The organism is Pseudomonas sp. PvP089 (genome assembly GCF_017875165.1).
GTDB lineage: Bacteria > Pseudomonadota > Gammaproteobacteria > Pseudomonadales > Pseudomonadaceae > Aquipseudomonas > Aquipseudomonas fortuita.
The window spans coordinates 2848071-2870844 of the sequence record NZ_JAGGME010000001.1 but is presented as its reverse complement, the minus strand read 5'-3'; the positions used below and the strand labels follow the sequence as shown (position 1 = coordinate 2870844).

Annotated in this window: 17 protein-coding genes; 5 read left to right on the top strand and 12 right to left on the bottom strand. The window is 62.2% G+C overall.

The window, feature by feature from the left end; all coding sequences use genetic code 11:
• Positions 1-149: 149 nt before the first annotated feature.
• The 4 genes from J3A71_RS13305 to glnT all read right to left on the bottom strand — a co-directional run bounded on the left by J3A71_RS13305 (position 150) and on the right by glnT (position 4498).
• Positions 150-1475 carry an FMN-binding glutamate synthase family protein gene (locus tag J3A71_RS13305; RefSeq protein ID WP_096426190.1) on the bottom strand — a complete coding sequence of 442 codons (1326 nt, stop codon included), beginning with the start codon at positions 1473-1475 and terminating at the stop codon, positions 150-152.
• A gap of 15 nt (positions 1476-1490) precedes the next feature.
• Positions 1491-2165: a protein glxC gene (locus J3A71_RS13300; protein WP_023047053.1), complete on the bottom strand. Its 675-nt coding sequence runs from the start codon at positions 2163-2165 to the stop codon at positions 1491-1493.
• Positions 2166-2192: 27 nt separating this feature from the next.
• Positions 2193-3098: a glutamine amidotransferase family protein gene (locus tag J3A71_RS13295; protein ID WP_096426191.1), complete on the bottom strand. Its 906-nt coding sequence runs from the start codon at positions 3096-3098 to the stop codon at positions 2193-2195.
• A 65-nt stretch (positions 3099-3163) separates the two neighbouring features.
• Positions 3164-4498 (bottom strand): type III glutamate--ammonia ligase, encoded by a 1335-nt coding sequence (glnT, locus tag J3A71_RS13290; protein WP_016487531.1) that lies wholly within the window; start codon positions 4496-4498, stop codon positions 3164-3166.
• 344 nt (positions 4499-4842) lie between these two features.
• Between glnT and J3A71_RS13285 the strand changes: the two genes are divergently transcribed.
• Positions 4843-5436: a helix-turn-helix domain-containing protein gene (locus tag J3A71_RS13285; RefSeq protein ID WP_016487532.1), complete on the top strand. Its 594-nt coding sequence runs from the start codon at positions 4843-4845 to the stop codon at positions 5434-5436.
• Between the two features lie 30 nt (positions 5437-5466).
• Here J3A71_RS13285 and J3A71_RS13280 read toward each other — a convergent pair whose 3' ends face one another.
• Positions 5467-7017 carry a PAS domain-containing protein gene (locus tag J3A71_RS13280; protein WP_060518325.1) on the bottom strand — a complete coding sequence of 517 codons (1551 nt, stop codon included), beginning with the start codon at positions 7015-7017 and terminating at the stop codon, positions 5467-5469.
• Positions 7018-7295: 278 nt separating this feature from the next.
• Between J3A71_RS13280 and J3A71_RS13275 the strand changes: the two genes are divergently transcribed.
• Complete coding sequence (locus J3A71_RS13275; protein ID WP_172901736.1) at positions 7296-7916, top strand: response regulator; 621 nt, start codon at positions 7296-7298, stop codon at positions 7914-7916.
• A gap of 56 nt (positions 7917-7972) precedes the next feature.
• Here the strand turns inward: J3A71_RS13275 and J3A71_RS13270 are convergent, their stop codons facing one another.
• On the bottom strand, positions 7973-8860 hold the full coding sequence (locus tag J3A71_RS13270) for a LysR substrate-binding domain-containing protein (protein ID WP_016487535.1): 888 nt from the start codon (positions 8858-8860) through the stop codon (positions 7973-7975).
• Between the two features lie 111 nt (positions 8861-8971).
• Between J3A71_RS13270 and J3A71_RS13265 the strand changes: the two genes are divergently transcribed.
• A complete protein-coding gene (locus J3A71_RS13265) occupies positions 8972-10033 on the top strand; it encodes a YeiH family protein (RefSeq protein ID WP_096426192.1) in 1062 nt (353 codons plus the stop codon).
• A gap of 148 nt (positions 10034-10181) precedes the next feature.
• Complete coding sequence (gene ppnN / locus J3A71_RS13260) at positions 10182-11555, top strand: nucleotide 5'-monophosphate nucleosidase PpnN (protein WP_016487537.1); 1374 nt, start codon at positions 10182-10184, stop codon at positions 11553-11555.
• 759 nt (positions 11556-12314) lie between these two features.
• Here ppnN and J3A71_RS13255 read toward each other — a convergent pair.
• The gene (locus tag J3A71_RS13255; protein ID WP_096426194.1) at positions 12315-13460 is read right to left on the bottom strand and encodes a GGDEF domain-containing protein; all 1146 of its coding nucleotides are present in this window, start codon (positions 13458-13460) and stop codon (positions 12315-12317) included.
• 275 nt (positions 13461-13735) lie between these two features.
• Entirely contained in the window at positions 13736-15064 is a 1329-nt protein-coding gene (pssA, locus tag J3A71_RS13250) for a CDP-diacylglycerol--serine O-phosphatidyltransferase (protein WP_016487539.1), read from the bottom strand.
• A gap of 181 nt (positions 15065-15245) precedes the next feature.
• Between pssA and J3A71_RS13245 the strand changes: the two genes are divergently transcribed.
• Positions 15246-16253, top strand: a complete 1008-nt coding sequence (locus tag J3A71_RS13245) for a GlxA family transcriptional regulator (RefSeq protein WP_016487540.1) — start codon at positions 15246-15248, stop codon at positions 16251-16253.
• A 129-nt stretch (positions 16254-16382) separates the two neighbouring features.
• Here the strand turns inward: J3A71_RS13245 and J3A71_RS13240 are convergent, their stop codons facing one another.
• The 4 genes from J3A71_RS13240 to J3A71_RS13225 form a co-directional block, all read right to left on the bottom strand.
• A complete protein-coding gene (locus J3A71_RS13240; protein ID WP_023047750.1) occupies positions 16383-17717 on the bottom strand; it encodes an MFS transporter in 1335 nt (444 codons plus the stop codon).
• Between the two features lie 179 nt (positions 17718-17896).
• Positions 17897-19108 carry a M24 family metallopeptidase gene (locus J3A71_RS13235; protein ID WP_016487542.1) on the bottom strand — a complete coding sequence of 404 codons (1212 nt, stop codon included), beginning with the start codon at positions 19106-19108 and terminating at the stop codon, positions 17897-17899.
• A 154-nt stretch (positions 19109-19262) separates the two neighbouring features.
• Positions 19263-21518 carry a catalase/peroxidase HPI gene (katG, locus tag J3A71_RS13230; protein WP_096426195.1) on the bottom strand — a complete coding sequence of 752 codons (2256 nt, stop codon included), beginning with the start codon at positions 21516-21518 and terminating at the stop codon, positions 19263-19265.
• A gap of 244 nt (positions 21519-21762) precedes the next feature.
• Positions 21763-22641: a DMT family transporter gene (locus J3A71_RS13225; RefSeq protein ID WP_016487544.1), complete on the bottom strand. Its 879-nt coding sequence runs from the start codon at positions 22639-22641 to the stop codon at positions 21763-21765.
• Between the last annotated feature and the right edge of the window lie 133 nt (positions 22642-22774).

Genomic DNA, 22774 nt, shown 5'->3' with positions numbered 1-22774 from the left:
AGCAGTACACGAAGGTGAACGCCACCCCCTTGAGCTGCACCAGTGCCTGCCCAATGGGCGATACGCCCTCGACATAGCCTCCCAGCGATGGCGCTGATATGGGCGATTGGGGTGCCTTGGGGCTGCTTTGCAGCCCCAAAAACGGTGGATCAGTACTGCGCCTGCCCCGGCACCCAGGCCGTCCCCGCCAAGGGCACCCGCGCCATCGCGGCCGCTTCCACGGTCAACGCCACCAGGTCCTCCGGGTCAAGGTTGTGCAGGTGCGACTTGCCACACGCCCGCGCCATGGTCTGCGCCTCCAGCACCAGCACCCGCAGATAGTTCGCCAGCCGGCGACCCGCTTCTTCCGGGTTCAGGCGCCCGGCCAGGTCTGGGTCCTGGGTGGTGATGCCAGCCGGATCGCGACCGTTCTGCCAGTCGTCATAGAAGCCCGCAGCCGAGCCAATCTTCTTCAGCTCGCTGTCCAGCCGCGGATGGTTGTCACCCAGTGCAATCAATGCCGCCGTGCCGATGGCCACTGCGTCTGCCCCCAGGGCCATGGCCTTGGCTACGTCGGCACCGTTGCGGATACCGCCAGAGACGATCAGCTGCACCTTGCGGTGCATGCCCATTTCCTGAAGCGCCTGCACCGCCTGCGGGATGGCCGGAAGAATCGGGATGCCAACGTGCTCGATGAACACTTCCTGAGTGGCTGCGGTACCGCCCTGCATGCCGTCTAGCACGATCACATCTGCACCAGCCTTTACCGCCAGCTTGACGTCGTAGTAAGGGCGGCTGGCACCGATCTTCACGTAAATGGGTTTTTCCCATTCGGTGATCTCGCGGATCTCGGCAATCTTGATCGCCAGGTCATCCGGGCCGGTCCAGTCCGGGTGGCGGCAGGCACTGCGCTGGTCGACGCCGATCGGCAAGGTGCGCATGCCGGCTACCCGCTCGGTTACCTTCATGCCCAGCAGCATGCCGCCACCGCCCGGCTTGGCGCCCTGGCCGAGGACGATCTCGATGGCGTCGGCCTTGCGCAGGTCGTCGGGGTTCATGCCGTAGCGCGAAGGCAGGTACTGGTACACCAGGTGCTGCGACTGGCGACGTTCTTCCGGGGTCATGCCGCCGTCACCGGTGGTGGTGCTGGTGCCGGCGATGGTCGCACCACGGCCCAGCGCTTCCTTGGCGTTGGCCGACAACGCGCCGAAGCTCATGCCGGCGATGGTCACCGGGATTTTCAGGTGGATCGGCTTTTTCGCAAACCGGTTGCCCAGCACCACGTCGGTGCCGCACTTCTCGCGGTAGCCTTCCAGGGGATAGCGCGACACGCTGGCGCCGAGCAGCAACAGGTCGTCGAAGTGCGGCACACGGCGCTTGGTGCCACCGCCGCGGATGTCGTAGATGCCGGTTTCGGCGGCACGCTGGATTTCCTGGATGGTCAGGCGATCGAAGGTGGCCGACTCACGCAGTACCGGGGGGAATTGCTCGCTCATGGGAATGCTCCTGGATCAGTACGCGCTGGCGTTGTCGACTTTGAAGTTGTACAGCTGGCGGGCCGAGCCGTAGCGTTTGAAATCGGCGGCCTTATGGTCCAGGCCAGCCTTGTTCAGCAGTTCCTGCAGCTCTTGCAGGTGTTCGGCGCGCATTTCTTTCTCGATGCAGTCCGAGCCCAGTGACTGCACCGAGCCCTTGACGTAGATGCGCACCTCATACAGCGAGTCGCCCAGCGCATCGCCGGCATCGCCACACACCACCAGGCGTCCGGCCTGGCCCATGAAGCAGCTCATGTGGCCAATGCTGCCGCCGACCACAATGTCCACGCCTTTCATGGAAATACCGCAACGGGCACCGGCATCACCTTCGATCACCAGCAGCCCGCCATGGGCGGTGGCGCCTGCGGCCTGCGAGGCACTGCCCTTGACCCTCACCAGGCCGGACATCATGTTCTCGGCCACGCCGACACCCACGTTGCCGTGCACGGTCACGCTGGCCTGCTGGTTCATGCCGGCGCAGTAGTAGCCGGCATGGCCTTCGATATCCACCGCCACGGCGGCGTTGATGCCCACCGCCAGGTTGTGCTTGCCGCCGGGATGGGTCACTTGCCATTCGAGGTCCTGCACCTCGCCGTGCAGTGACTGGTTGAGCACACGCACCGAAGTGCTGGATAGGTCGATCGTCTTCATAAGGTTCTCCAGGGGTTCGGTGGCAGGTCAGGCGCTTTCGCGCTCCCAGACGTACAGGGTGGCCGGCGCCGGTTCCCAGACCTTGGCGTGCTCGATGCCGGGCAGGCCGGCCAGTGCCTGGTATTCCGAGGCCATGGCCACGTAGTCTTCGGTCTCGGCCAGCACCGCCGGCTTGCAGGCAATCGGGTCACGGATCACGGCAAAGCCGTTGCGGGTGCCGATGGCAAACGTGAAGAAGCCGTCCAGGTCTTCCAGCGCGCCATCCAGGGCCTGGGCCAGGCTGTCGCCCTGCTGTAGCCGCCAGGTCAGGTAGCCGGCGGCCACTTCGGTGTCGTTATCGGTCTCGAAGCTGATGCCTTCGCGCTTGAGTACCTGGCGCAAGCGGAAGTGGTTGGAGAGCGAGCCGTTGTGCACCAGGCACAGGTCGGCGCCGGTGGAGAACGGGTGACTGCCCTCCATGGTCACGGCGCTTTCGGTGGCCATGCGGGTGTGGCCGATGATGTGGCTGCCCTTCATGCCGGCCAGGCCGAAGCGACTGGATATTTCCGCCGGCAGGCCCATGCCCTTGAGGATTTCGATGCTCTGCCCGGCGCTCATGATGCGCACATCGGGCGCTAGCTCGGCCAAGGCGCCGCGGGCTGCGGCCTCATCTGTGTGCACTTTGAGCACAGCGGCGCTGGCGTTCTGGTACCAGTCCAGCGAGCAACCCAGGTGCCCTTCCAGCTGGCCCATCAGGGTGGTCCAGGGGTAGTTGGTGTCAGTCGCTTGCAGGGTCAGCTTGACCCAGCCTTCGGCCACATCATCGCCGTAGATGGCAAAGCCGGCGCTGTCCGGCCCACGGTCGGTCATGGCTTGGAGCATGGGTTCGAACAGCTTGCCTAGCTGGCCTTCCAGCTCGGGCTTTTTCAGGTACAGACCTACGATTCCACACATGGTGATGCTCCTTACTAGGCAGTGGGCGAGCGCTTTCGTGTCTGCCGCCCAGGGGATTGGGGCGGTCAGAAGAACTCGGTGTAACGCTGGATTTCCCAGTCGGAGACGTGGCGGCAGTACTCCACCCACTCCATGCGCTTGAGCTTGATGAACTCGTCGACGATCCCGGCGCCCAGCACCTCGCGGAACAACGGGTCGGCTTCGAGCGCGTCGACGGCCTCCTTCAGCGATTGCGGCAAGGTCTTGATGCCGCGCGCGGCAATTTCTTCAAGGCTCAGGTTGTAGAGGTTTTCATTGCACATCTCGCCCGGATCCAGCTGGCGGTCGATGCCATCGAGGCCGGCGGCGATAATGGCGGCGGTGACCAGATACGGGTTGCAGCCGGCGTCCGGCAGGCGGAACTCCAGGCGACCATAAGGAATGCGCACCATTGCAGAACGGTTATTGGCCCCCCAGGCGACGAAGGCCGGGGCCCACGTCGAGCCCGACAATGAACGGCCAACCACCAGACGCTTGTAGGAGTTGACCGTCGGCGCCGCAAAGGCACACAACGCCGCGCCGTGGGCCATGAGCCCTGCAGCAAAGTGATAGGCCAGCTTTGACAGGCCCATGCCGCTGCTGTCGGACGGGTCGTGGAACAGGTTCTTGTGGGTGCTGCTGGCCAGCGACAGGTGAAAGTGCATGCCGTTGCCGGCGCGCTTGGGGTCAGGCTTGGGCATGAACGAGCAGATCATGCCCAGGTCGTTGGCGATCTCACCGGCAGCCATGCGGAAGAAGGTGAAGCGGTCGGCCGACTCCATGGCGTCGCTGTAGGTGTAGTTGATCTCGAACTGGCCATTGGCGTCTTCGTGGTCAATCTGGTAGATGTCGAAGCCCACCGGCTGCAGCGCCTCGGTCAGGCGTTCGAGGAACAGCCGCGAGCGCGACAGGCCCTTGTAGTCGTAGCAGGGCTTGTCGAGGTTGTCGGAGGCGTCAACCAGTTGCAGCTTGCCGCCTTCGTCGCGGCGGAACAGGCTGAACTCGGGCTCAAGGCCGGTGTTCAGGGTCCAGCCCTTCTCGGCCAGGCGCTGCACCTGCTGCTGCAATACGTAGCGGCTGTCATAGGGCCAAGGCTGGCCGTTGACATGGCCCACGCACACCACCCGGCCATAGCCTGGCTGCCACGGCACCGGAACCAGTGTGGACAGATCGCCGCGGGCCATGAAGTCCGGGCCGTGCGGCTCCATGCCCATGCCGCAGATGGCGAACCCGGCAAAGCCGGCGCCCTCCTCGGCTACCATCTTCAGGCCCGATACCGGCACCGATTTGGTCTTCGCCGAGCCATGGATGTCGACGAACTGCGCCAGCACGTACTTGATGCCGTGCTGGTCGAGGGTGCGCTGGGTTTCTGCTGGCAACATGGGTTGAACACTCCTGGGCAAGGGCGACGATTCCGCAAAGGAAACTTACTTTCCTCACAGGAATGCAATGCGCTTGCCAAGTTTGTTCAAGGTGCGCCCTTGGGTGTCTGTTCGGGCCTCTTCGCGGGCAAGCCCGCTCCCACAGGATTCGCCGCAAAGCCGCTTGGGAGTGGACTTGCCCGCGAAGAGGCCGGCACAGGCAAGACAAAACCCAGGCAGGATTTTCTGTTCTATTTGTGGGAAACTTGTTTTCACCTGAGGAAAGAAGCGGCCAGCGCAGCTGCATTTCGCACTTTCCCAGTGCGAAAACTTTATTCTTGAACTGAAACCGTGCAGGACTTTCGATGTCGACCGAAACCGAACCGCGCCTTCGTCTGGAGCAGTACCTGGGACTGCAGATCAAGCGCCAGCGCCAGGCCCAGTCCCTCAAGCTCGCCGATGTGGCGCGCATTGCCGGCATTAGCCAGGGCATGCTGAGCAAGATCGAAAACGCCCAGGTGTCCACCAGCCTCGACACCCTCAGCCGCCTGTGCGACGTACTGGGCATGCCGATGGCCAAGCTGTTCAGCCAATATGACCAGCCCGACGGCAATGCTCTGCTGGTAAAGGCTGGCGAAGGTCTGGAAGTAGTGCGCCGCGGCACCGAGAAGGGCCACACCTACCACTTGCTCAATCACGCCAGGGGGCCGAAGAAAAACTTCGAGGCCTATAGGGTGAGCATGGACGACGCCAGCGAAGAGTTCCCCACCTTCGCCCACCCCGGCACCGAGTTCCTCCACTTGCTGGAGGGCGAGCTGGTGTACCGCCATGGCAACCAGCTCTATCACATGCACGCCGGCGACAGCCTCACATTCGACGGCGAAACCCCGCACGGCCCGGAGAAACTGGTGCAGGTGCCCATACGCCTGCTCTCGATCATGAACTACGGCGACGAGTGACGCGCGGCACAGGGCGAATTGCAGTGGGCACTACAGCTTGAACTTCACGCAAATCGTACTGTTTTCGGCTAGCCGATCCAGCGTGATTGCATCAGCTCCATACCCTGAATAGCTTTTCACCAGCCGCATACCCAAGCCTGTTCCGCTTGGTTCGGGATAAGACTCCGGAAAGCCCTCCCCCTCGTCCCTTACTGTAATCACAGCATGGTCGCCTGCGTTCTGGACGCTCACCCCAATCGTGCCCTTGCCATACTTGAGGGCATTGGTGATCAGCTCGGAAATGACCAGGCCCAACGGCGCCATCCGCTGTGGGGGGAGAATGAAAGCATCGGCGTTGAGCACGATCTTACGTTCAGCCAGCGCCGACCCCAGGTCACTCAACAAGGCGCCAAGATACTCCGATGCCAGGACGCCCTGGGTTTCTGCAGTCTGATAGAGGCGCTCATGCACACTGGCAATCGTCAGCACGCGGCTCGCTGCCGTCTGCAGCTGGACCTTGACCGCCTCATCCGCCGACAGGTTGGCCTGAAGCTGGAGCAAAGTGTTCACCAGGTGCAGGCTGTTCTTTACCCGATGGTGTATCTCTTCAAGATAGAGATCGCTGTCGCTCAGCTTGGTGTTTTGCACAGCAATCAGGGACAGCAACTGAGCCTCGTGCTGGTGCCGCTCGGTGATGTCCCGCGACACTGCGATCAGCCTGTCCACCTTGCCCTCGGCACTCAGAATGGGCGCAATGGTTACATCCCACCATCTCGGCTCATCGCCGGCCGTGGGGCAATAGGCCTCAAACCTCGCCGATTCGCCGGCCACGGACCGCGCCATGGCATCACGCACGACGGGTTTGGAGTCGTCAGGCCACAGCTGGGTCCAGGGTTTGCCGCGCACCTCTGCCAGCTCGCTTATGTGCATGAGGTACATTCCGGCATCATTCATGAATTCGATATCGCCATGCGTGGTGAGGATCTTTACGCAATCGGGGCTGGCATTGAGCATGCTTTCCGAATAGCGATCCGGTAGCTGCTCATCTGCCCCATTTGCCAGGCGTTCCACGGCCATGGAGATGACGTTGGAGATACCTTCGAGGAACACCAGGTCGCTTTCGATGAAATCGTCACCCTCGGTGCTGTCCGCCTCCAGCACACCAAACGGCTGTAGCGCCCCCCGGATGGGCACGTTGATGGCGCGTTCGATGCCATACTTTTTCAACAGATCCGGCGTGCGGAAGCGCTGCTCCTGGCCCAGATGGTTGGAGAGCACCGGGCGGTACGTAGAGAGGGCATAACCCGCCGGACTGGCCACATCGCCACCGACCTTGGCGTGGCCGATATCAGAGGGATCCCAACCGACACCGTGGGTCAGCAAAAAATCATCGCTGCCAGGCAATGGCATCAACACCTTGGCAAAACGCGTGTGCATGCCTTTGGCCACAACGGTACAAGCCTGCGTGAGCAAAGTATCGAGACTCGTCGACCTGAGCGACGAAACGCCATACTCCACCACCAACTGATGCTGCTTGTGTAAACGGGCCTGTGACTTCTGCAGTGCAAGCCTGATCATTTCATCGGGAGGCAGTTGATGCATGGGTTCTCATCCACAGCTGGCAATTGGGAAGATTACTTTCGGGCGCGCCGTTCGACACCATGGCCCCTGCGGACGTGCCAGGCAGGGATCGAAAACTTTTCGTGGCTTCATTTACCAACGATCCAGCATCGATGGCAATGACGAAAACCATCTAAGCCCGGCGGTAATGGGAAAGTATAGATCGCTCGGTTTGCCAACAACCCAAGCGCCACCCGTCAGTTGCATGAAACCACTGGTCATAGCCGCCCGCCGAATGGCTACATGATCGGGGTTTTGTTATGGCTCGCAGTGTATTGGTAGTAGAGGATGACGCGTTGATTCGAATGCTCGCCTGCGAAGCGCTGGAATCGCTCGACCTCGACGTGCGCAGCTGCGGCTGCGTCGATGAGGCGATAACGGTGCTGGAAACCACGGCCCGCCTGGATCTCGTGTTGACCGATATCCAGATGCCAGGCCAGCTCGATGGAGTGGACCTCGCGCACCTGGTCATTGACCGATGGCCGGGCACCGCCGTGATCGTGATGTCGGCCGGCCAACGTGATGCCGGCTCCCGCTTACCCGGGTCTGCTACGTTCCTCTCAAAACCTTGGACGGTTGGCCAGTTGCTGACTGCTATCGAGCAAACGCTATCTTTCAAAGCAAACGACTTGATGAGGGGTGACTACAGGGTGGACAAAATTGCCCAACTGGATGTGGACATGGCGATACTCGGCCAGGTCGCAGACGAGCTTGAACGCCAAATATCGCCCAGCCCCGTAACCAGGCCTTTGGTGATCGCATGGCTAACGGAGTGGGCGCGGCAGCGAGGCACCGTGCCGGATTTAGGACGCAACCTGCCCAACCTTCCGCAATCACTCAAGGCAGCCTACCTCAGCTGGACCCATCAATGTGAGGGATGATCTGCCAGCACTCTCGACCTGTGGGAGCGGGTTCACCCGCAAACAGGCCGGGGCCGTTACCCCACCGCCTGCAAGCCGACACACAACTCGAGAAACCGCGCTGCCGCCCTTGAGGGCGTTGCCGCATGTGGCATCAATATGGAAAACCGCCTGACCAACGGCTCAGGGGCAACTTGCAGTCGGTGCAGGGCCCCATCCTCATGGCGGATCGACATTGCCGACACAAAGCCAACCCCCATCCCCGCACGCACCGCCTCCTTCACCCCTTCCACCCCGGCAATCTCCAGCGCTACGCGCATCGCCACACCCTCACGGGCAAACGCGCGCTCGACGACCTGCCGCACACCCGAGCCGCTCTCGCGCAATACCAACGGGTAAGTGCCCAGCGCCCCCAAGGTCTGCGGACCACTGCCAGCCAGCGGATGACCGCTGGGCACGATGGCAACGATCTCGTCCTCACGCCAGGCTGTCACTTGCGTGCCCAACGGCAGCTCTTGCCCAGGCGGCCCTTCGATCAGGGCGATGTCGACACTGCCCAGCGCAGCGACGATCTCCGCCGTGTTGCCGTGTGATGTAGTCACCAGCACGTCCGGGTGACTGGCATGGAAATCGGCGATCAGGTACGGCAGCAGGTAACTGGCAGGCGTGGTACTGGCACCGATGCGCAAGGTACCGCGCTCCAGGCCACGCATGGCGTCGCGCAGTGCCTGGGCCTGGCGGAAGGTTTCGCGCAGGCGCTCGGCATGGGCCAACAGCTGTTCGCCGGCTGCCGTCAACCGCACCCCCCGCCCGGCGCGCTGATACAGCGGCTCGCCAAAAGCCTCCTGCAACAGCTTGAGCTGGCCGGACACCGCCGGTTGCGACAAATGAAGCGCCTGGGCCGCATGGCTGATGTTGCCGTGCTCGGCAACGGTGGCAAACGTTATCAGTTGTTCTGGGGTCATGATTTAAAAATATCAGCTAAACGGATATTTGCCATTTTAAATTACGATTTTTTATAAGCTTATAACCCGATTAACGTAGCCCTTGTCGAAACACCTTTCCGGAGGACACACATGGCCACGGTTCCGTCCAACCCCGCTTTTACGCCTACCCTCTCTACCCGAGGGCGGCTCAATGGCATCCTGTTCGTCGCGCTGTTCGCGCTTGCGGTCACTCAGCTGGCCGCACTGCCCGCCATCGCCAATCTGGGCATCAGCCCGCTGATTGTCGGCATCGTCGCCGGCGCCCTCTACGGCAATGCCTTGCGCGATGGTGTACCGGCCAGCTGGGCAGCCGGCATCAACTTTTCGGCCCGCGGCCTGCTGCGCATCGCCGTGGCCTTCTTTGGCCTGCGGGTCAGCCTGCAGGAAATTGCCGAAGTCGGCTGGTCGGGCCTTATCGTGTCGCTGCTGGTGGTGTCCAGCACCCTGTTGATCGGCCTGTGGTGCGGCATGAAACTGTTCAAGCTGGACCGCGATACCGCCCTGCTGACCGCCGCTGGCAGCGCCATCTGCGGTGCCGCCGCCGTGCTGGCCTTCGAGTCGGCACTGCGCAGTGCCCCGCACAAGAGCGCCATGGCCGTCGGCAGCGTGGTGCTGTTCGGCACCTTGTCGATGTTCCTGTACCCGCTGGCCATCAACGCCGGCTGGCTGCACCTGGACACCCTGGGAGCGGGGCTGTTTCTGGGCGGCACTATCCACGAAGTCGCCCAGGTGGTGGGCGCAGCCAGTAATGTCAGCCCTGAAGCCACCCATATCGCCACCATCGTCAAGATGACCCGGGTGATGCTGCTGGTGCCGGTACTGCTGGTAGTCGGCCTGTGGATCAGCCGCTCGCGCAACGCTGATCAGGCGCAAGGCAATGGGCGCATTACGATGCCCTGGTTCGCCTTTGGCTTCCTCGCCCTGGTATTGGTGAATTCTCTGCAGGTACTGCCGGGTAGCGTGACGCAAGCGGTCAATAGCCTCGACACTTTTGCCCTGACCATGGCCATGACTGCGCTGGGTATGGAAACCCGCTTCAGCCAGATTCGCCAGGCGGGGCCAAAGGCGCTGGCTACCGGGGCGATTCTGAACCTGTGGCTGGTAGGGGGTGGATTGGCGATTACCCTTGGCGTGCAAAAGCTGTTGGGCTGAATCGGGACCGGGTTGGCTTCATCGCGGGGTTGCCCGCGAAGAAGCCAACCCGGTCTCAAGGTTTTTCACCAGCCCCCTCGTTGCCGCCCACATTTCTCGGTATGGTGTTGTCAAAGAAGGATGTTTTACCCGCACAGGAAAGACTTAGATGCCTCAACGCAATGTCATCAATGCATCCGTCAGCCCCAAAGGCAGCCTGGAAACGCTGTCACAACGTGAAGTTCAGCAACTGAGTGAAGTCGGTACTGGTAGCCTTTACACCCTTTTCCGCCAGTGCGCCCTGGCCATCCTCAACACTGGCGCCCATGTCGACAATGCCAAGACAATCCTCGAGGCCTACAAAGACTTCGAGGTCAAAATCCATCAACAAGACCGTGGTGTGCGCCTGGAGCTGCTGAATGCCCCGGCCGATGCCTTCGTCGATGGCGAAATGATCGCCAGCACCCGTGAAATGCTGTTCAGCGCCCTGCGCGACATCGTTTACACCGAAAGCGAGCTGGCCAGCCAGCGTATCGACCTGGAAAGCTCCCAGGGCATCACTGATTACGTTTTCCATTTGCTGCGCAACGCGCGCACCCTGCGCCCGGGTGTGGAGCCGAAGATGGTGGTGTGCTGGGGTGGTCACTCGATCAGCAGCGAGGAGTACCAGTACACCAAGAAGGTCGGCCACGAACTGGGCCTGCGCAAGCTGGACGTGTGCACCGGTTGCGGCCCGGGCGTGATGAAGGGCCCGATGAAGGGCGCCACCATTGCCCACGCCAAGCAACGCATGCATGGCAGCCGCTACCTTGGCCTGACCGAGCCGGGCATCATCGCCGCCGAGGCGCCCAACCCGATCGTCAACGAGCTGGTGATTCTGCCGGACATCGAGAAGCGCCTGGAAGCCTTCGTGCGTGTCGGTCACGGCATCATCATCTTCCCCGGCGGCGCCGGCACAGCCGAGGAGTTCCTGTACCTGCTGGGCATCCTCATGCACCCCGATAACCAGGACGTGCCGTTCCCGGTGGTGCTCACCGGCCCGCGCAGCGCCGAGCCTTACCTGCAACAGTTGCATGCCTTCGTGGGCGCCACGCTGGGCGAGGCGGCGCACCGGTTGTACGAAATCATCATTGATGACCCGGCAGAAGTTGCCCGGCACATGGTCGAAGGGCTCAAGGTGGTCAAACAGTTCCGCCGCGAGCGCAACGATGCCTTCCACTTCAACTGGCTGCTGAAGATCGAGGAGAGTTTCCAGCGCCCGTTCGACCCGACCCACCAGGCAATGGCCGAACTGGACCTGCGCCGCGAGCTGCCACCCCATGAGCTGGCTGCCAACCTGCGCCGGGCGTTTTCTGGCGTGGTAGCGGGTAACGTGAAGGACAAGGGCATCCGCCTGATCGAAGAGCATGGGCCGTACCAGATCCGCGGCGACAGCGCCGTGCTGGACCCGCTGGGCCGGCTGTTGCAAGCCTTCGTTGACCAGCATCGCATGAAGTTGCCCGGCGGCGCGGCGTATGTACCTTGCTACCAAGTGGTAACCTGACGGCCTGATACTTCTGATCTTGATCTTGATCTTGATCTTGATCTTGATCTTGATCTTGATCTTGATCTTCGCGACTTCAGGAGGCCGAACGCAGGCCTTGCGAAGGGAGGTGACGGGCATGGATGCCCGTCAAGCGCTGGGCCCCAGGATGGGGCCTGCAGCGCGGTCCTCCCGGGAGCAAGCCCGGAGCGAGGGGACCCCGGAGCGCAGCGCAGGGGCCGGATGATCGGAGCGCAGCGTTTTTTGGTTACTTTTTGTCGCGTCTGACAAAAAGTGACTCGCCGTAAGGGCGAAAAGGTGAGTTAGTGTCGCCATCGCAAATGGCCTATGCGCGAGCTAAAAACCAGCACTGTTTCGCTGTTCGCTGTTCGCTGTTCGCTGTTCGCTGTTCGCTGTTCGCTGTTCGCATTCAGGTGTGGGCATCAACAATGAGTCAACATTCATTTTCAAAGGTGGCGCCAAATCACCTTTCCGCCCTTACGGCGGGTCACTTTTTGTCAAACGCGACAAAAAGTAACCAAAAAACGCTGCGCTCCCATCATCCGGCCCCTACGCTGCGCTCCGGGGTCCCCTCGCTCCGGGCTTGCTCCCGGGAGGACCGCGCTGCAGGCCCCATCCTGGGGCCCAGCGCTTGACGGGCATCCATGCCCGTCACCTCCCTCCGCAAGCCCTGCGCTCGGCCTCCTGAAGTCGCAATCTGCGTTGCCTGAACTGTCGCGCGCTTAGAAGCAAAAGCAAAAGCAAAAAGCAAAAATCAGCCTAGTGATTAATGTCAGCCATCGGACGCTCCACAAACCGAATACTGTCGCGCCCACTGCGCTTGGACTGGTACAAGGCCACATCCCCTTGCTCGATCAATGCCGCCAGGCTCGCCGGCGGCTGGTCGAACAGGTTCACGCCAATACTCAAGGTAACCGCGTGCGGCGTGGGCACGGTCTTGCCGGCATACTGCTGGAATTGCTCGCGCAACAGCCCGCCCAGCTCCATTACCTGCTCGCTACTCGCCCCATTCAACAAGATGACGAACTCATCGCCGCCCAACCGCGCGGCCAGTGCCCGCTCCGGCAGCACCGTGCGAATCATCTCGCTCAAGGCAACCAGCAAGCGGTCCCCGGCAATATGCCCGTGCAGGTCGTTGACCAGCTTGAAGTTGTCGATGTCGATCAGCAGCAACGCCCCAGGCTGCGCCGGGCTCACGTCCTTGAAGAAATGCCCGGCCCGCACCTCCAGCGCACGCCGGTTATACAACGCGGTCAACGGGTCGCGGGCTGCCAGCCGGGCAATCCGCTCCTCGCGCCGATAGCGCACGGTGCCGGTCATCGACAAGGCAATCAGCATGATCGCCATCGCCCCCTCGACCAAGGAGATCTGGATGATCAGGCCACCAAAGGTGGCCAGGTCAATCAACGTCCCCGGCGTGATGGCAATGCCCGCCTTGGCCGCATAGAACAGCCCATGGATCAGCAACACATAGCGCAGTTGTACTGCCCCCACACTCAGCGACTTGCCATGGGGCCGCAGCAGGGAGCTGGCCTTGAGCGTCAGCGACGCCACCAGCAACGAGTTGACCATCAGCATCACCTTCGACCACTGCGGCCCTACAGGCAGCAACAGCAAGGCGAACCAGACCACCACAATCATTAGCCAGCCCCGCGACAAGCGGTCCTGGGTAAAACGCAATACGCCCGTCAGGAAGAACCCGTGCGCCACCACCAGCAAACCGTTGGCGAACCAGATGCCGATGAACAACAACCCAGACCCGCGCAACAAGGCCAGGACACAACCGACAGTAATCGTGGCAAAGCCGGCGCTCCAGAACAGCAAGGAGGTTTCGCGGACACTGCGCCACTCAATCGCCAGGTACAGGGCAGCCGCCGCTGCCAGGGCGACCGAGATGGTCAGCATCGTGGGTGGATCTAGCGCCATATACGCTTTGGCCTATCTGGTTAACGAAGAAAGGGCCCGATTGTATGCGCTCGTGATGATTTTTCAGAGGGGCCTTGTACGGTTGACTGCAAATGATAGCCCAGCCCCCAACGGAGGGCTCACGCAGGTAACATCATATTGACATCAAGGCACCGCGTGCACCACCGAAATCGCGGTGCCCTCGCCCCCTCGATGCCTGAAAGCAAACTCACCCGTTGCCCCCAAAAAAGCACGGCAGTGCCTGGAGCAGTGCCTCAGAGCACGCGCTTGATCAACGGTTCCAACCGGCTGAAACGCAAGCGCCGCAGAAATTTGCGGACCTCCTTGGGATGCTCGGCCTTCACGCCCAGCGCCTCTGCCGAACCAATCTTCGGCGCATGCCGGCGTAGCGCGTTCAACTCCGCTTCCCTCGGCGTCAGCCATTGCCCGTGCGGGTCATCGATCAGCAGGCCGTTCTCCAGGTCCAGGTTGAACCCGCGCGGGTTCAGGTTGTTGCCGGTCAGCAACGAATAGCGCTGGTCGACCCACACGCCCTTGGCATGAAAGGTATGCCCAGGATCGTTCCAGATGCGTACCTGTAACTGGCCGCTGGCAATGGCGGCATGGCGGCGCCGGGCGAAGGCACGCAGGTTGTCTTCATACAGATAAGGCAAGGCGCCACTGGCGCTGAACGGCTCGCCAGGGGCGATATAGAAGTCATTGGCCGTGCGATCGCCGACAATCAGCTCAACCTGCACACCACGCTCCAGCGCATGGTCAAGCTCGCGCATCACCACCCGCGGGGGGTTGAAATACGGCGTACTGATGATGAGTTGCGTGCGCGCCGCCGCCAACAAGGCGCACAGCGCCCGGTTCAGCGGGTTGCCACGGCCCACGCCCAACAGCGGAATAACCCGCAGCCCTTCCCCTGCCATGCTGGCCGGTGCCTCGTAGGCCATGCGCCGCAACCGCGCACGCAAGCGCCGGATGTCGCCGCGCAGGCTACGGGTGGCAGGTGGCGCAGGCAAGTCGAGGCGCGGTGTGGCGGTGTGGTGCAGCAGGCGCCGCACCAGGTCGACCATGGCATCGGCCAGCCCCGGGGACTGGAACAGGTGGTAGCGGTCCAGGCGATAACGGTCGAAGCGGTGCAGGTACACGTTGTTCAGGCTGGCGCCGGTGTAGATCACGCAGTCGTCGATGATGCTACCCTTCAGGTGCAACACGCCGAACAGCTCGCGGGTCTGCACCGGCACCCCATGAATCACGATATCCAGCCCACGCAACTGGCGTTGGGCCTGATACCAGGCGGCGTTACCCGGCTGGCGCCCGCCCCCCAGCAGACCACGGCGGGCACGAAACCAGTCGACCACAATGGTGATTTCCAGGCCTGGTCGCTCGGCCTTGACCTGGTACAACGCATCCAGCACTTCCTGGCCTGCCTCGTCTTCCTGCAGGTACAGGGCGACGATGACGATGCGCCGGGTCGCGGCGTGGATGCGTTCGAGCAAGCAGGCGCGGTATGCCTTGGCATCCGGCAGCACCTGGATCGACTCGGGCGACATGGCGTAGCCTGGCAATGCCGCCAGCATGGTTTCGGGGTTCACGAACGATCACCTTCTCTGTGCAATCACTGTCGGCCCTGCCAGCCGGCGGGGCCATTCCTGGCCGCTGCGCCCGGGGTGTAAGATCGAGCCGGCAACGACCTATAACAACAAGAACCACGCGAGGCTGTATTTTCTCACTGCCCCTGACGAACTATGCCTCAGCTTGCACAGGAACAGCGCAATGGTCTACCCCGCTTCTGCAAACCTATCGCCCTCTATTGTAAAGAGTTGTTCGGTAAAGACGTTCGGCTTTCTGATTTTGCCCAACTTCACCACCATCGGCCTGGCGTCGGCGGTGGAAACCCTGCGCATGGCCAACCTGGCCGCACGCAAACCACTGTTTCGCAGCGTGCTGATTGCCGCAGACGAGGCGCCAGTGGTCGCCAGCAACGGCATGCGGGTACTGCCTGACTACGGCATCGCCAACGCCCCCCAGCTGGATGCGCTGCTGGTGGTCGGGGCCAACCCGATCGACCGGGGCCGTAGCAGCCGCCCGCTGATCGACTGGTTGCGCAAGCTGGCCCGCCAGCACCTGCCATTGGGTGGTATCTGCACCGGGAGCTACCTGTTGGCCAAGGCCGAACTGCTCAAAGGCTACCGCTGCACCATCCATTGGGAAGACCTGCCGACACTGCAGGCGCACTTCCCCGGCATTGTCATTTCCAGCCAGCTGTTCGAACTGGACCGCGACCGCTATACCTGCTCGGGCGGTGTGGCAGCCATGGACATGATGCTGCAACTGGTGGCGCGCGAGCCCGGGGGTCAGGACATTGCGGCCAAGGCGGCCGAGTTATTGCTGTGCGACCGGGTGCGGGGCGAGCGTGATCGCCAGCGGGTACCGCTGCGCACCCTGCTTGGCAGCGCCCAACCCAAGCTGAGCCAGGTGGTGGCGATCATGGAGGCCAACCTGGAGGAACCATTGGGGCTCGAGGAGCTTGCCAGCCTCAACGAGGTCACCGTGCGCCAACTGGAGCGGCTGTTCCATAAATACCTGCAGCGCACGCCCAGCCAGTACTACCTGGAGCTGCGGCTGTCGCGGGCGCGGGAGTTGCTGCTGCGCAGTGACGTGCAGGTGCGCGAGGTGGCGCTGGCCTGCGGGTTCAGCTCGCCGGCGCACTTTTCCAAGAGCTACAGCCGGTTCTTTGGCTTGTCGCCGCTGGGGGAGCGGCGGCAGGCTTCGCTGCATTAATTCAAGGTTTGTACTGGTTTTACCGGCCTCTTCGCGGGCACGCCCTCTCCCACAGGGACCCCACAGTATTCGAATCTGTGGGGTCCCTGTGGGAGCGGGCGCGCCCGCGAAGAGGCCGGTACAGGGTAGTTAATCCTCAAGGGCGGAATGTGCGGTCTCCCGACACATAAGCATGGCAACCAGCGCCACCAGTGCTGCCGCCAGCAAATACCCCGCCGGCGCCAGCTTGCTGCCAGTCACCTGGATAAGCCAGGTGGCAATGAACGGCGCAGTCCCGCCAAACAGCGCGTTGGCCACATTGAAGCTCAGGGCAAACCCGCTGAAACGCACCCGGGTGGGGAAAATCTCGGCCAGCAGGCACGGCAACGTCCCGTCATTCATCGCCAGAATCGCCCCGAAGCAAATCTGGATCGCCAGGATGACCAGCAGCGGTTGACCGTCAAGCAGGCGGAACAACGGTACGGTCAGCCCCAGGAACAACAGCGAAGCCACCACCAGCATGGTCTTGCGGCCAAACCGGTCAGACAGCCGCCCCATCAGGAAGATCAAGCCGATGTAAGTGGCCAGCGACACGGTCGAAGCAATGAATGAATCCCGCTCACTCATGCCCATTTCACTGGACAGATAAGTCGGCATGTAGCTGAGCAGCAAATAGAACGCCACCGCGTTCAGGCAGGTGACACCAATGCCGATGGCCAGGCTGCGGCGGTGCTGGCCCAGCAGCTCGCGCAGCGGCATAGGCGTCATGCCGGCCTTGTTTTCCAGGCGCTGTTCCATCTCCAGGAACTTGGGTGTGTCCTGCAGGCTCATGCGGATATAGCGCCCTACAAGGCCGAACGGTGCCGCCAGCAGGAACGGCAGGCGCCAGCCCCATTCGTGCAGGGCCTGGCTGCTGAGCAGTTCGTGCAGCACCGCCACGAACGCCGCACCAAACAGCAACCCCGCCGCCGTACTGGCCGGCACGATGCTGGTGTACAGGCCACGCCGGCCGGGCGGCGCGTATTCAGCCAGAAACGCCGCAGCACCAGCGTACTCACCGGAGGCGGAAAAGCCCTGCACCAGGCGGATAAGTAGCAACAAGCCCGGCGCCCACAAGCCGATCTGCGCATAACCTGGCAACAGGCCAATGCAGAAGGTGGATACCGACATGATCAGGATCGACCACGACAGTGCGTTGCGCCGACCATGGCGGTCGCCAAAGTGCCCCCAGACGATGCCGCCCAGCGGACGTACCAGGAACGACAGGGCAAACACGGCGAAGGTTGCCAGCAGGCCAGTGGTCTTGTCGGTTTGCGGGAAGAAGGTGGCGGCGATGATGGTGGCCAGGTAGCCGTAGGCGGCGTAGTCGAACCACTCGACGAAGTTGCCCATGAAACTGGCCCGGGCGGCCTTGCGCAGGGCCTGGCGTTCGGCGTTGTATGTGGGGCCGGCGACGGCGGATGGGTCAAGTGTGGTGCTGGACATGACGGGGACCCTCTGGTTCTTTTAATTGGAGGCAGGGTCTGGTGGTCATACAGTGATGTTTTTGTTGTCCGGGCTGGCCTCATCGCCGGCAAGCCAGCTCCCACGGGACTGCACAGGTATTGCGTGCTATGCAGTAGCTATGGGAGCTGGCTTGCCGGCGATGAGGCCAGCTTCGGTGTTTATTTGCGAATGATGTTGTGCTCCGGCCCATACGGGAATTTGGTGATGTTCTCGGCGCCTTTGTCGTTGACGATCAGGATGTCATGCTCGCGATACCCACCCGCCCCCGGTCGCCCTTCGGGCAGCATGATCATCGGTTCGATCGACACCACCATGCCAGGCTCCAGCACTGTGTCGATGTCTTCGCGCAGCTCCAGCCCCGCTTCGCGCCCGTAGTAGTGGCTCAGGGTGCCGAACGAATGGCCATAACCGAAGGTGCGGTACTGCAGCAGGTCATGGCGCAGGAAGATTTCGTTCAGTTCACGGGCGATGTCGCTGCAGCGCATGCCCGGGCGTACCAGTTTCAACCCCGCCTCGTGCACTTCCACGTTGGCCTGCCACAGGCGCAGGTATTCATCCGGGCAGTGGTCGAGGAACAGTGTGCGCTCCAGCGCGGTGTAGTAGCCGGCGATCATCGGGAAGCAGTTGAGGCTCAGGATTTCACCTTTGCCGACGCGGCGGCTGGTCACTGGGTTGTGTGCGCCATCGGTGTTGAGCCCGGACTGGAACCAGGTCCAGGTGTCCATCAGCTCCGCATCGGGGAAGCGCTTGGCGATTTCGCGGACCATTGCCTGGGTGGCATGCAGCGCCACCTCGTACTCAGGCACCTGGTCGCGCAGCGCCTCTACAATTGCCGCGCCGCCAATGTCCGCGACCTGTGCACCATGGCGGATCAGCGCCTGTTCCTCGGCCGATTTGATCATGCGCATACGCATGCAAGGCGCGCCAATGTCCAGCAGCTCGGCTTTGGGGTAGCAGGCGGCCAGCTTGGCATGGTTCTGCAGGTTGAGGTGGTCGTATTCGACGCCAATACGCGAGGCCAGCGGCAGCGCCTGCTGGATGGCAACGAAGTAGTTGTCGCGTTGCCAGTCGGTGTAGACGATGTTGTCAGTGCCGACGGTACGCCGCCATGGCTGGCCGCCATCAATGTTGGCGCTGATAGAGACAACCTTGTCCTGGGTGATTACCAGCGCATAGGGACGGCCAAACGAGCAGTAGAGGAAATCACTGTAGTAGTTGACGTTATGGTACGAGGTGAAGATCGCCGCCTCAATGTCCTGGTCTGCCATGTAGGCCCGCAGCCGCGCATGGCGAGCCGCATACTCCTGCGCCGAAAAGGTCGGCTGCACCTTGTCACCATTGCGGATTTTGAGGGTCTTGGGCATTTGCATGGTCGGGGTTCCTTGTCGTTGTAAGCACGCTGTTCAGGCTGGCTGCCTGAGAAGCATTGCAACAGAACCGACGAGGACGCTTTTGTACCTATCCGACCTGGAATTGGCGGGATCACCAGGGCCAAGGGGGCGCTTTGCGCCCCCCATAACACCTTTACTTCAGGTCAAAACGGTCCAGCTCCATGACCTTCTGCCAGGCGGCCACAAAGTCCCGAACGAACTTGTCACCCCCGTCACTGCTGCCATACACCTCGCTCAGCGCCCGCAGCTGGGCATGCGAACCAAACACCAGGTCAACCCGGCTAGCGTTCCATTTAACCTGCCCGGTCTTGCGGTCGCGGCCTTCGAAGGTTTCGTCGTCCGGCGACGTCGACTTCCATTCCACGCCCATGTCCAGCAGGTTGCGGAAGAAGTCGTTGCTCAAGGTGCCGGGCTTGTCGGTGAACACGCCCTGCTGGCTGCCGCCATGGTTGGCACCCAGCACCCGCAGGCCGCCGATCAGCACGGTCAGTTCCGGCGCAGTCAGGGTCAGCAACTGGGCCTTGTCCAGCAACAGCTTTTCGGCCTTGACGCTGTAGCGAGCCTTGGCGAAATTGCGGAAGCCATCGGCCAACGGCTCCAGCACGGCGAACGACTCGACGTCGGTCTGCGCCTGGGACGCATCGACGCGGCCCGGGCGGAACCCGACGCTGCCACTGTAGCCAGCATCCCGGGCAGCTTTTTCAACGGCTGCAGTACCGGCCAGTACGATCAGATCGGCCAGGGAGACCTTTTTGCCGCCGCTATTGAACTCGCCCTGTATCTTCTCCAGCGCCGCCAGCACCTTGTCTACACCCTGGTTGGCAGCCCAGTCTTTCTGCGGCGCCAGGCGCAAACGTGCGCCATTGGCCCCCCCGCGCTTGTCGGAGCCACGGAAGGTCGACGCGGATGCCCACGCGGTGGAGACCAGCTCACCCACAGTCAAGCCCGAAGCCAGAATCCTGGTTTTGAGGTCTGCGATGTCTTGCTCGCTGATCGTGGCTGGATCGGCCTTGGGCAACGGGTCTTGCCACAGCAACTCTTCATTGGGCATTTCCGGGCCCAGGTAGCGCGCCAGTGGGCCCATGTCGCGGTGGATGAGCTTGTACCAGGCGCGGGCGAAGGCATCCGCCAGCTGGTCAGGGTTGTCCTTGAAGCGGCGAGCGATCGGCTCGTAGATGGGGTCGAAGCGCAGCGCCAGGTCAGAGGTCAACATGGACGGTGCATGTTTTTTACCTGGATCGTGGGCATCTGGCACTGTGCCTGCGCCTTTGCCTTCTTTCGGCTGCCACTGATGCGCGCCGGCCGGGCTTTTGGTCAGCTCCCACTCAAAGTTGAAGAGGTTGTTCAGGTACTCGTTGCTCCACTTGGTCGGGGTGGAGGTCCAGGTCACTTCCAGGCCGCTGGTGATGGTATCCCCACCTTTGCCCGAACCAAACTTGTTGGGCCAACCCAGGCCCTGCAACTCCAGGCCTGCCGCTTCGGGTTCGGGGCCGACGTTGTCGGCGGGGCCGGCACCGTGGGTCTTGCCGAAGGCGTGGCCACCGGCGATCAACGCCACGGTTTCTTCATCGTTCATGGCCATGCGGCCAAAGGTTTCACGGATGTCCCGGCCAGAGGCCACCGGGTCTGGGTTGCCTTCCGGGCCTTCCGGGTTCACGTAGATCAGGCCCATCTGTACGGCGGCCAGCGGGTTTTCCAGGTTACGCTCAGCCGACAGGTCGCGGTTCTGCTCTTCACCATGCTTGGCCGGCTCGGCCACCAGGTCACCCTGCCCGGGTGGCTGCGCCTTGACCTGTTCCTTGCCGTAGCGGGTATCGCCACCGAGCCAGACCTTTTCCGACCCCCAGTACACATCTTCGTCCGGCTCCCATACATCAGCGCGCCCGCCCGAGAAGCCGAAAGTCTTGAAGCCCATGGATTCGAGAGCAACGTTGCCGGTGAGCACGATCAGGTCGGCCCAGGAAATCTTGTTGCCGTACTTCTGCTTGATCGGCCACAGCAGCCGCCGGGCCTTGTCCAGGCTGACATTGTCCGGCCAGCTGTTGAGCGGGGCGAAACGTTGCTGCCCCGAGCCCGCGCCGCCGCGGCCATCGCCAATGCGGTAGGTGCCGGCGCTGTGCCAGGCCATGCGGATGAACAGCGGGCCATAGTGGCCGAAGTCGGCAGGCCACCAGTCCTGCGAGTCGGTCATCAGGGCAGCCAGGTCGTTCTTCAGGGCCTGGAAGTCGAGGCTTTTGAACGCCTTGGCATAGTCGAAGTCCGGATCGGGGCTGGACTTCGACGAATGCTGGTGAAGAATTCGAAGGTTGAGCTGGTCAGGCCACCAGTCACGGTTGGTGGTGCCGCCACCTGCGGTTTGATGGAACGGGCATTTCGATTCGTTCGACATCTGCGGGTACCTTTGGGTCGGTTATCCAGATTTCCGGTCTATGCCAGGTGTTCTTTCAGCCGAGCGTGGGGGTCGTGCTACCCCTCATCAGGTCTACACGGGGCCACGGGAAAGACTAGACGAGCTTGGGCAGAGTTCTAATAGAGTGGCTGTTAGAGGGTGATAGGCTGGCTCTGTCAGGTTTGCTTGTACCGGCCTCTTCGCAGGTAAACCCGCGCATCAATCCGAACAGGCGGTACAGGTTTTACTTGCGCCGCTGCATCCACGCCGCCCCCAGCCCACTGAGGCAGATCACTGAAATCCCCACCAGGCTCAAGGTATCCGGCACCTGGCTATAGAATACAAGCCCAAGCAAACCGGCAAACACGATCTGGCAGTAGCTGAACGGCGCCAGCAACGCCGGTGCCGCATGGCGGAAGGCCTGGGTCAGCAGCAGGTGCGCAGTCATGCCAAAGCCGCCCAGTGCCAGCATCAGCAGGGCATGGTCCCACCGCGGCACCTCCCAGAAGAACGGCACCAGTGCACTCATTGCCAGGGTATTGCACAGCCCTGCATAGAAGTTGCTGGTAGTCGGGCTGTCATGTGCAGCCAGAATGCGCGTCAGCAGCTGATAGAAGCAGAAGCCCAACGCCGAACCGAACGGGTACAGAATGGCCGGGGTAAACATCGCACCACCCGGGTGCACCACCACCAGCACGCCGATGAAACCCAGCACTACCGCCACCCACTGCCCCACCGTCACCCGCTCTTTGAGCAGCGGCGCCGACAACGCGGTGACCAGCACCGGGGCAAGGAAGTTGACCGCCGTCGCCTCAGCCAGCGGCAGGTACTGAAGGCCGCTGGTGAACAGCAAGCTGGTGCTCAGCAGGCTCAAGGCCCGCAAGGTCTGCAATACCGGCCGGCGGGTGCGCAATACGTTGAGGCCAGACTTGGGCAGGAAAATGCCGGCCATCAGCAGCGTATGCACCACATAACGTGCCCACACCACCATCACGATCGGGTAAAGGCCGCCGAGGAATTTGGACAGGGCATCGTGGCTGGCGAACAGGAACGTCGCTCCCACCACCAGTGCGATACCCCGCAAGGGTTGGTTGACGCCGGACAGCGGTGTGCTGGAACTCATGGCTCTCTCGATGACGGCGCGGCGGCATGCCACGCCCAGGGAAGGCCGCGCAGGCGTGGCCCGGCGGATGCAACAGCTCGAATTCTAGAAGAGATGCCGCAGGATAAGGAAGTTCAATTGCCGCTTGCGCACG

Coding starts and splice junctions, on each gene's coding strand:
- J3A71_RS13305 (WP_096426190.1), bottom strand. CDS start 1,475: ATGAGCGAGCAATTCCCCCCGGTACTGCGTGAGTCGGCCACCTTCGAT.
- J3A71_RS13300 (WP_023047053.1), bottom strand. CDS start 2,165: ATGAAGACGATCGACCTATCCAGCACTTCGGTGCGTGTGCTCAACCAG.
- J3A71_RS13295 (WP_096426191.1), bottom strand. CDS start 3,098: ATGTGTGGAATCGTAGGTCTGTACCTGAAAAAGCCCGAGCTGGAAGGC.
- glnT (WP_016487531.1), bottom strand. CDS start 4,498: ATGTTGCCAGCAGAAACCCAGCGCACCCTCGACCAGCACGGCATCAAG.
- J3A71_RS13285 (WP_016487532.1), top strand. CDS start 4,843: ATGTCGACCGAAACCGAACCGCGCCTTCGTCTGGAGCAGTACCTGGGA.
- J3A71_RS13280 (WP_060518325.1), bottom strand. CDS start 7,017: ATGCATCAACTGCCTCCCGATGAAATGATCAGGCTTGCACTGCAGAAG.
- J3A71_RS13275 (WP_172901736.1), top strand. CDS start 7,296: ATGGCTCGCAGTGTATTGGTAGTAGAGGATGACGCGTTGATTCGAATG.
- J3A71_RS13270 (WP_016487535.1), bottom strand. CDS start 8,860: ATGACCCCAGAACAACTGATAACGTTTGCCACCGTTGCCGAGCACGGC.
- J3A71_RS13265 (WP_096426192.1), top strand. CDS start 8,972: ATGGCCACGGTTCCGTCCAACCCCGCTTTTACGCCTACCCTCTCTACC.
- ppnN (WP_016487537.1), top strand. CDS start 10,182: ATGCCTCAACGCAATGTCATCAATGCATCCGTCAGCCCCAAAGGCAGC.
- J3A71_RS13255 (WP_096426194.1), bottom strand. CDS start 13,460: ATGCTGACCATCTCGGTCGCCCTGGCAGCGGCGGCTGCCCTGTACCTG.
- J3A71_RS13245 (WP_016487540.1), top strand. CDS start 15,246: ATGGTCTACCCCGCTTCTGCAAACCTATCGCCCTCTATTGTAAAGAGT.
- J3A71_RS13240 (WP_023047750.1), bottom strand. CDS start 17,717: ATGTCCAGCACCACACTTGACCCATCCGCCGTCGCCGGCCCCACATAC.
- J3A71_RS13235 (WP_016487542.1), bottom strand. CDS start 19,108: ATGCAAATGCCCAAGACCCTCAAAATCCGCAATGGTGACAAGGTGCAG.
- katG (WP_096426195.1), bottom strand. CDS start 21,518: ATGTCGAACGAATCGAAATGCCCGTTCCATCAAACCGCAGGTGGCGGC.
- J3A71_RS13225 (WP_016487544.1), bottom strand. CDS start 22,641: ATGAGTTCCAGCACACCGCTGTCCGGCGTCAACCAACCCTTGCGGGGT.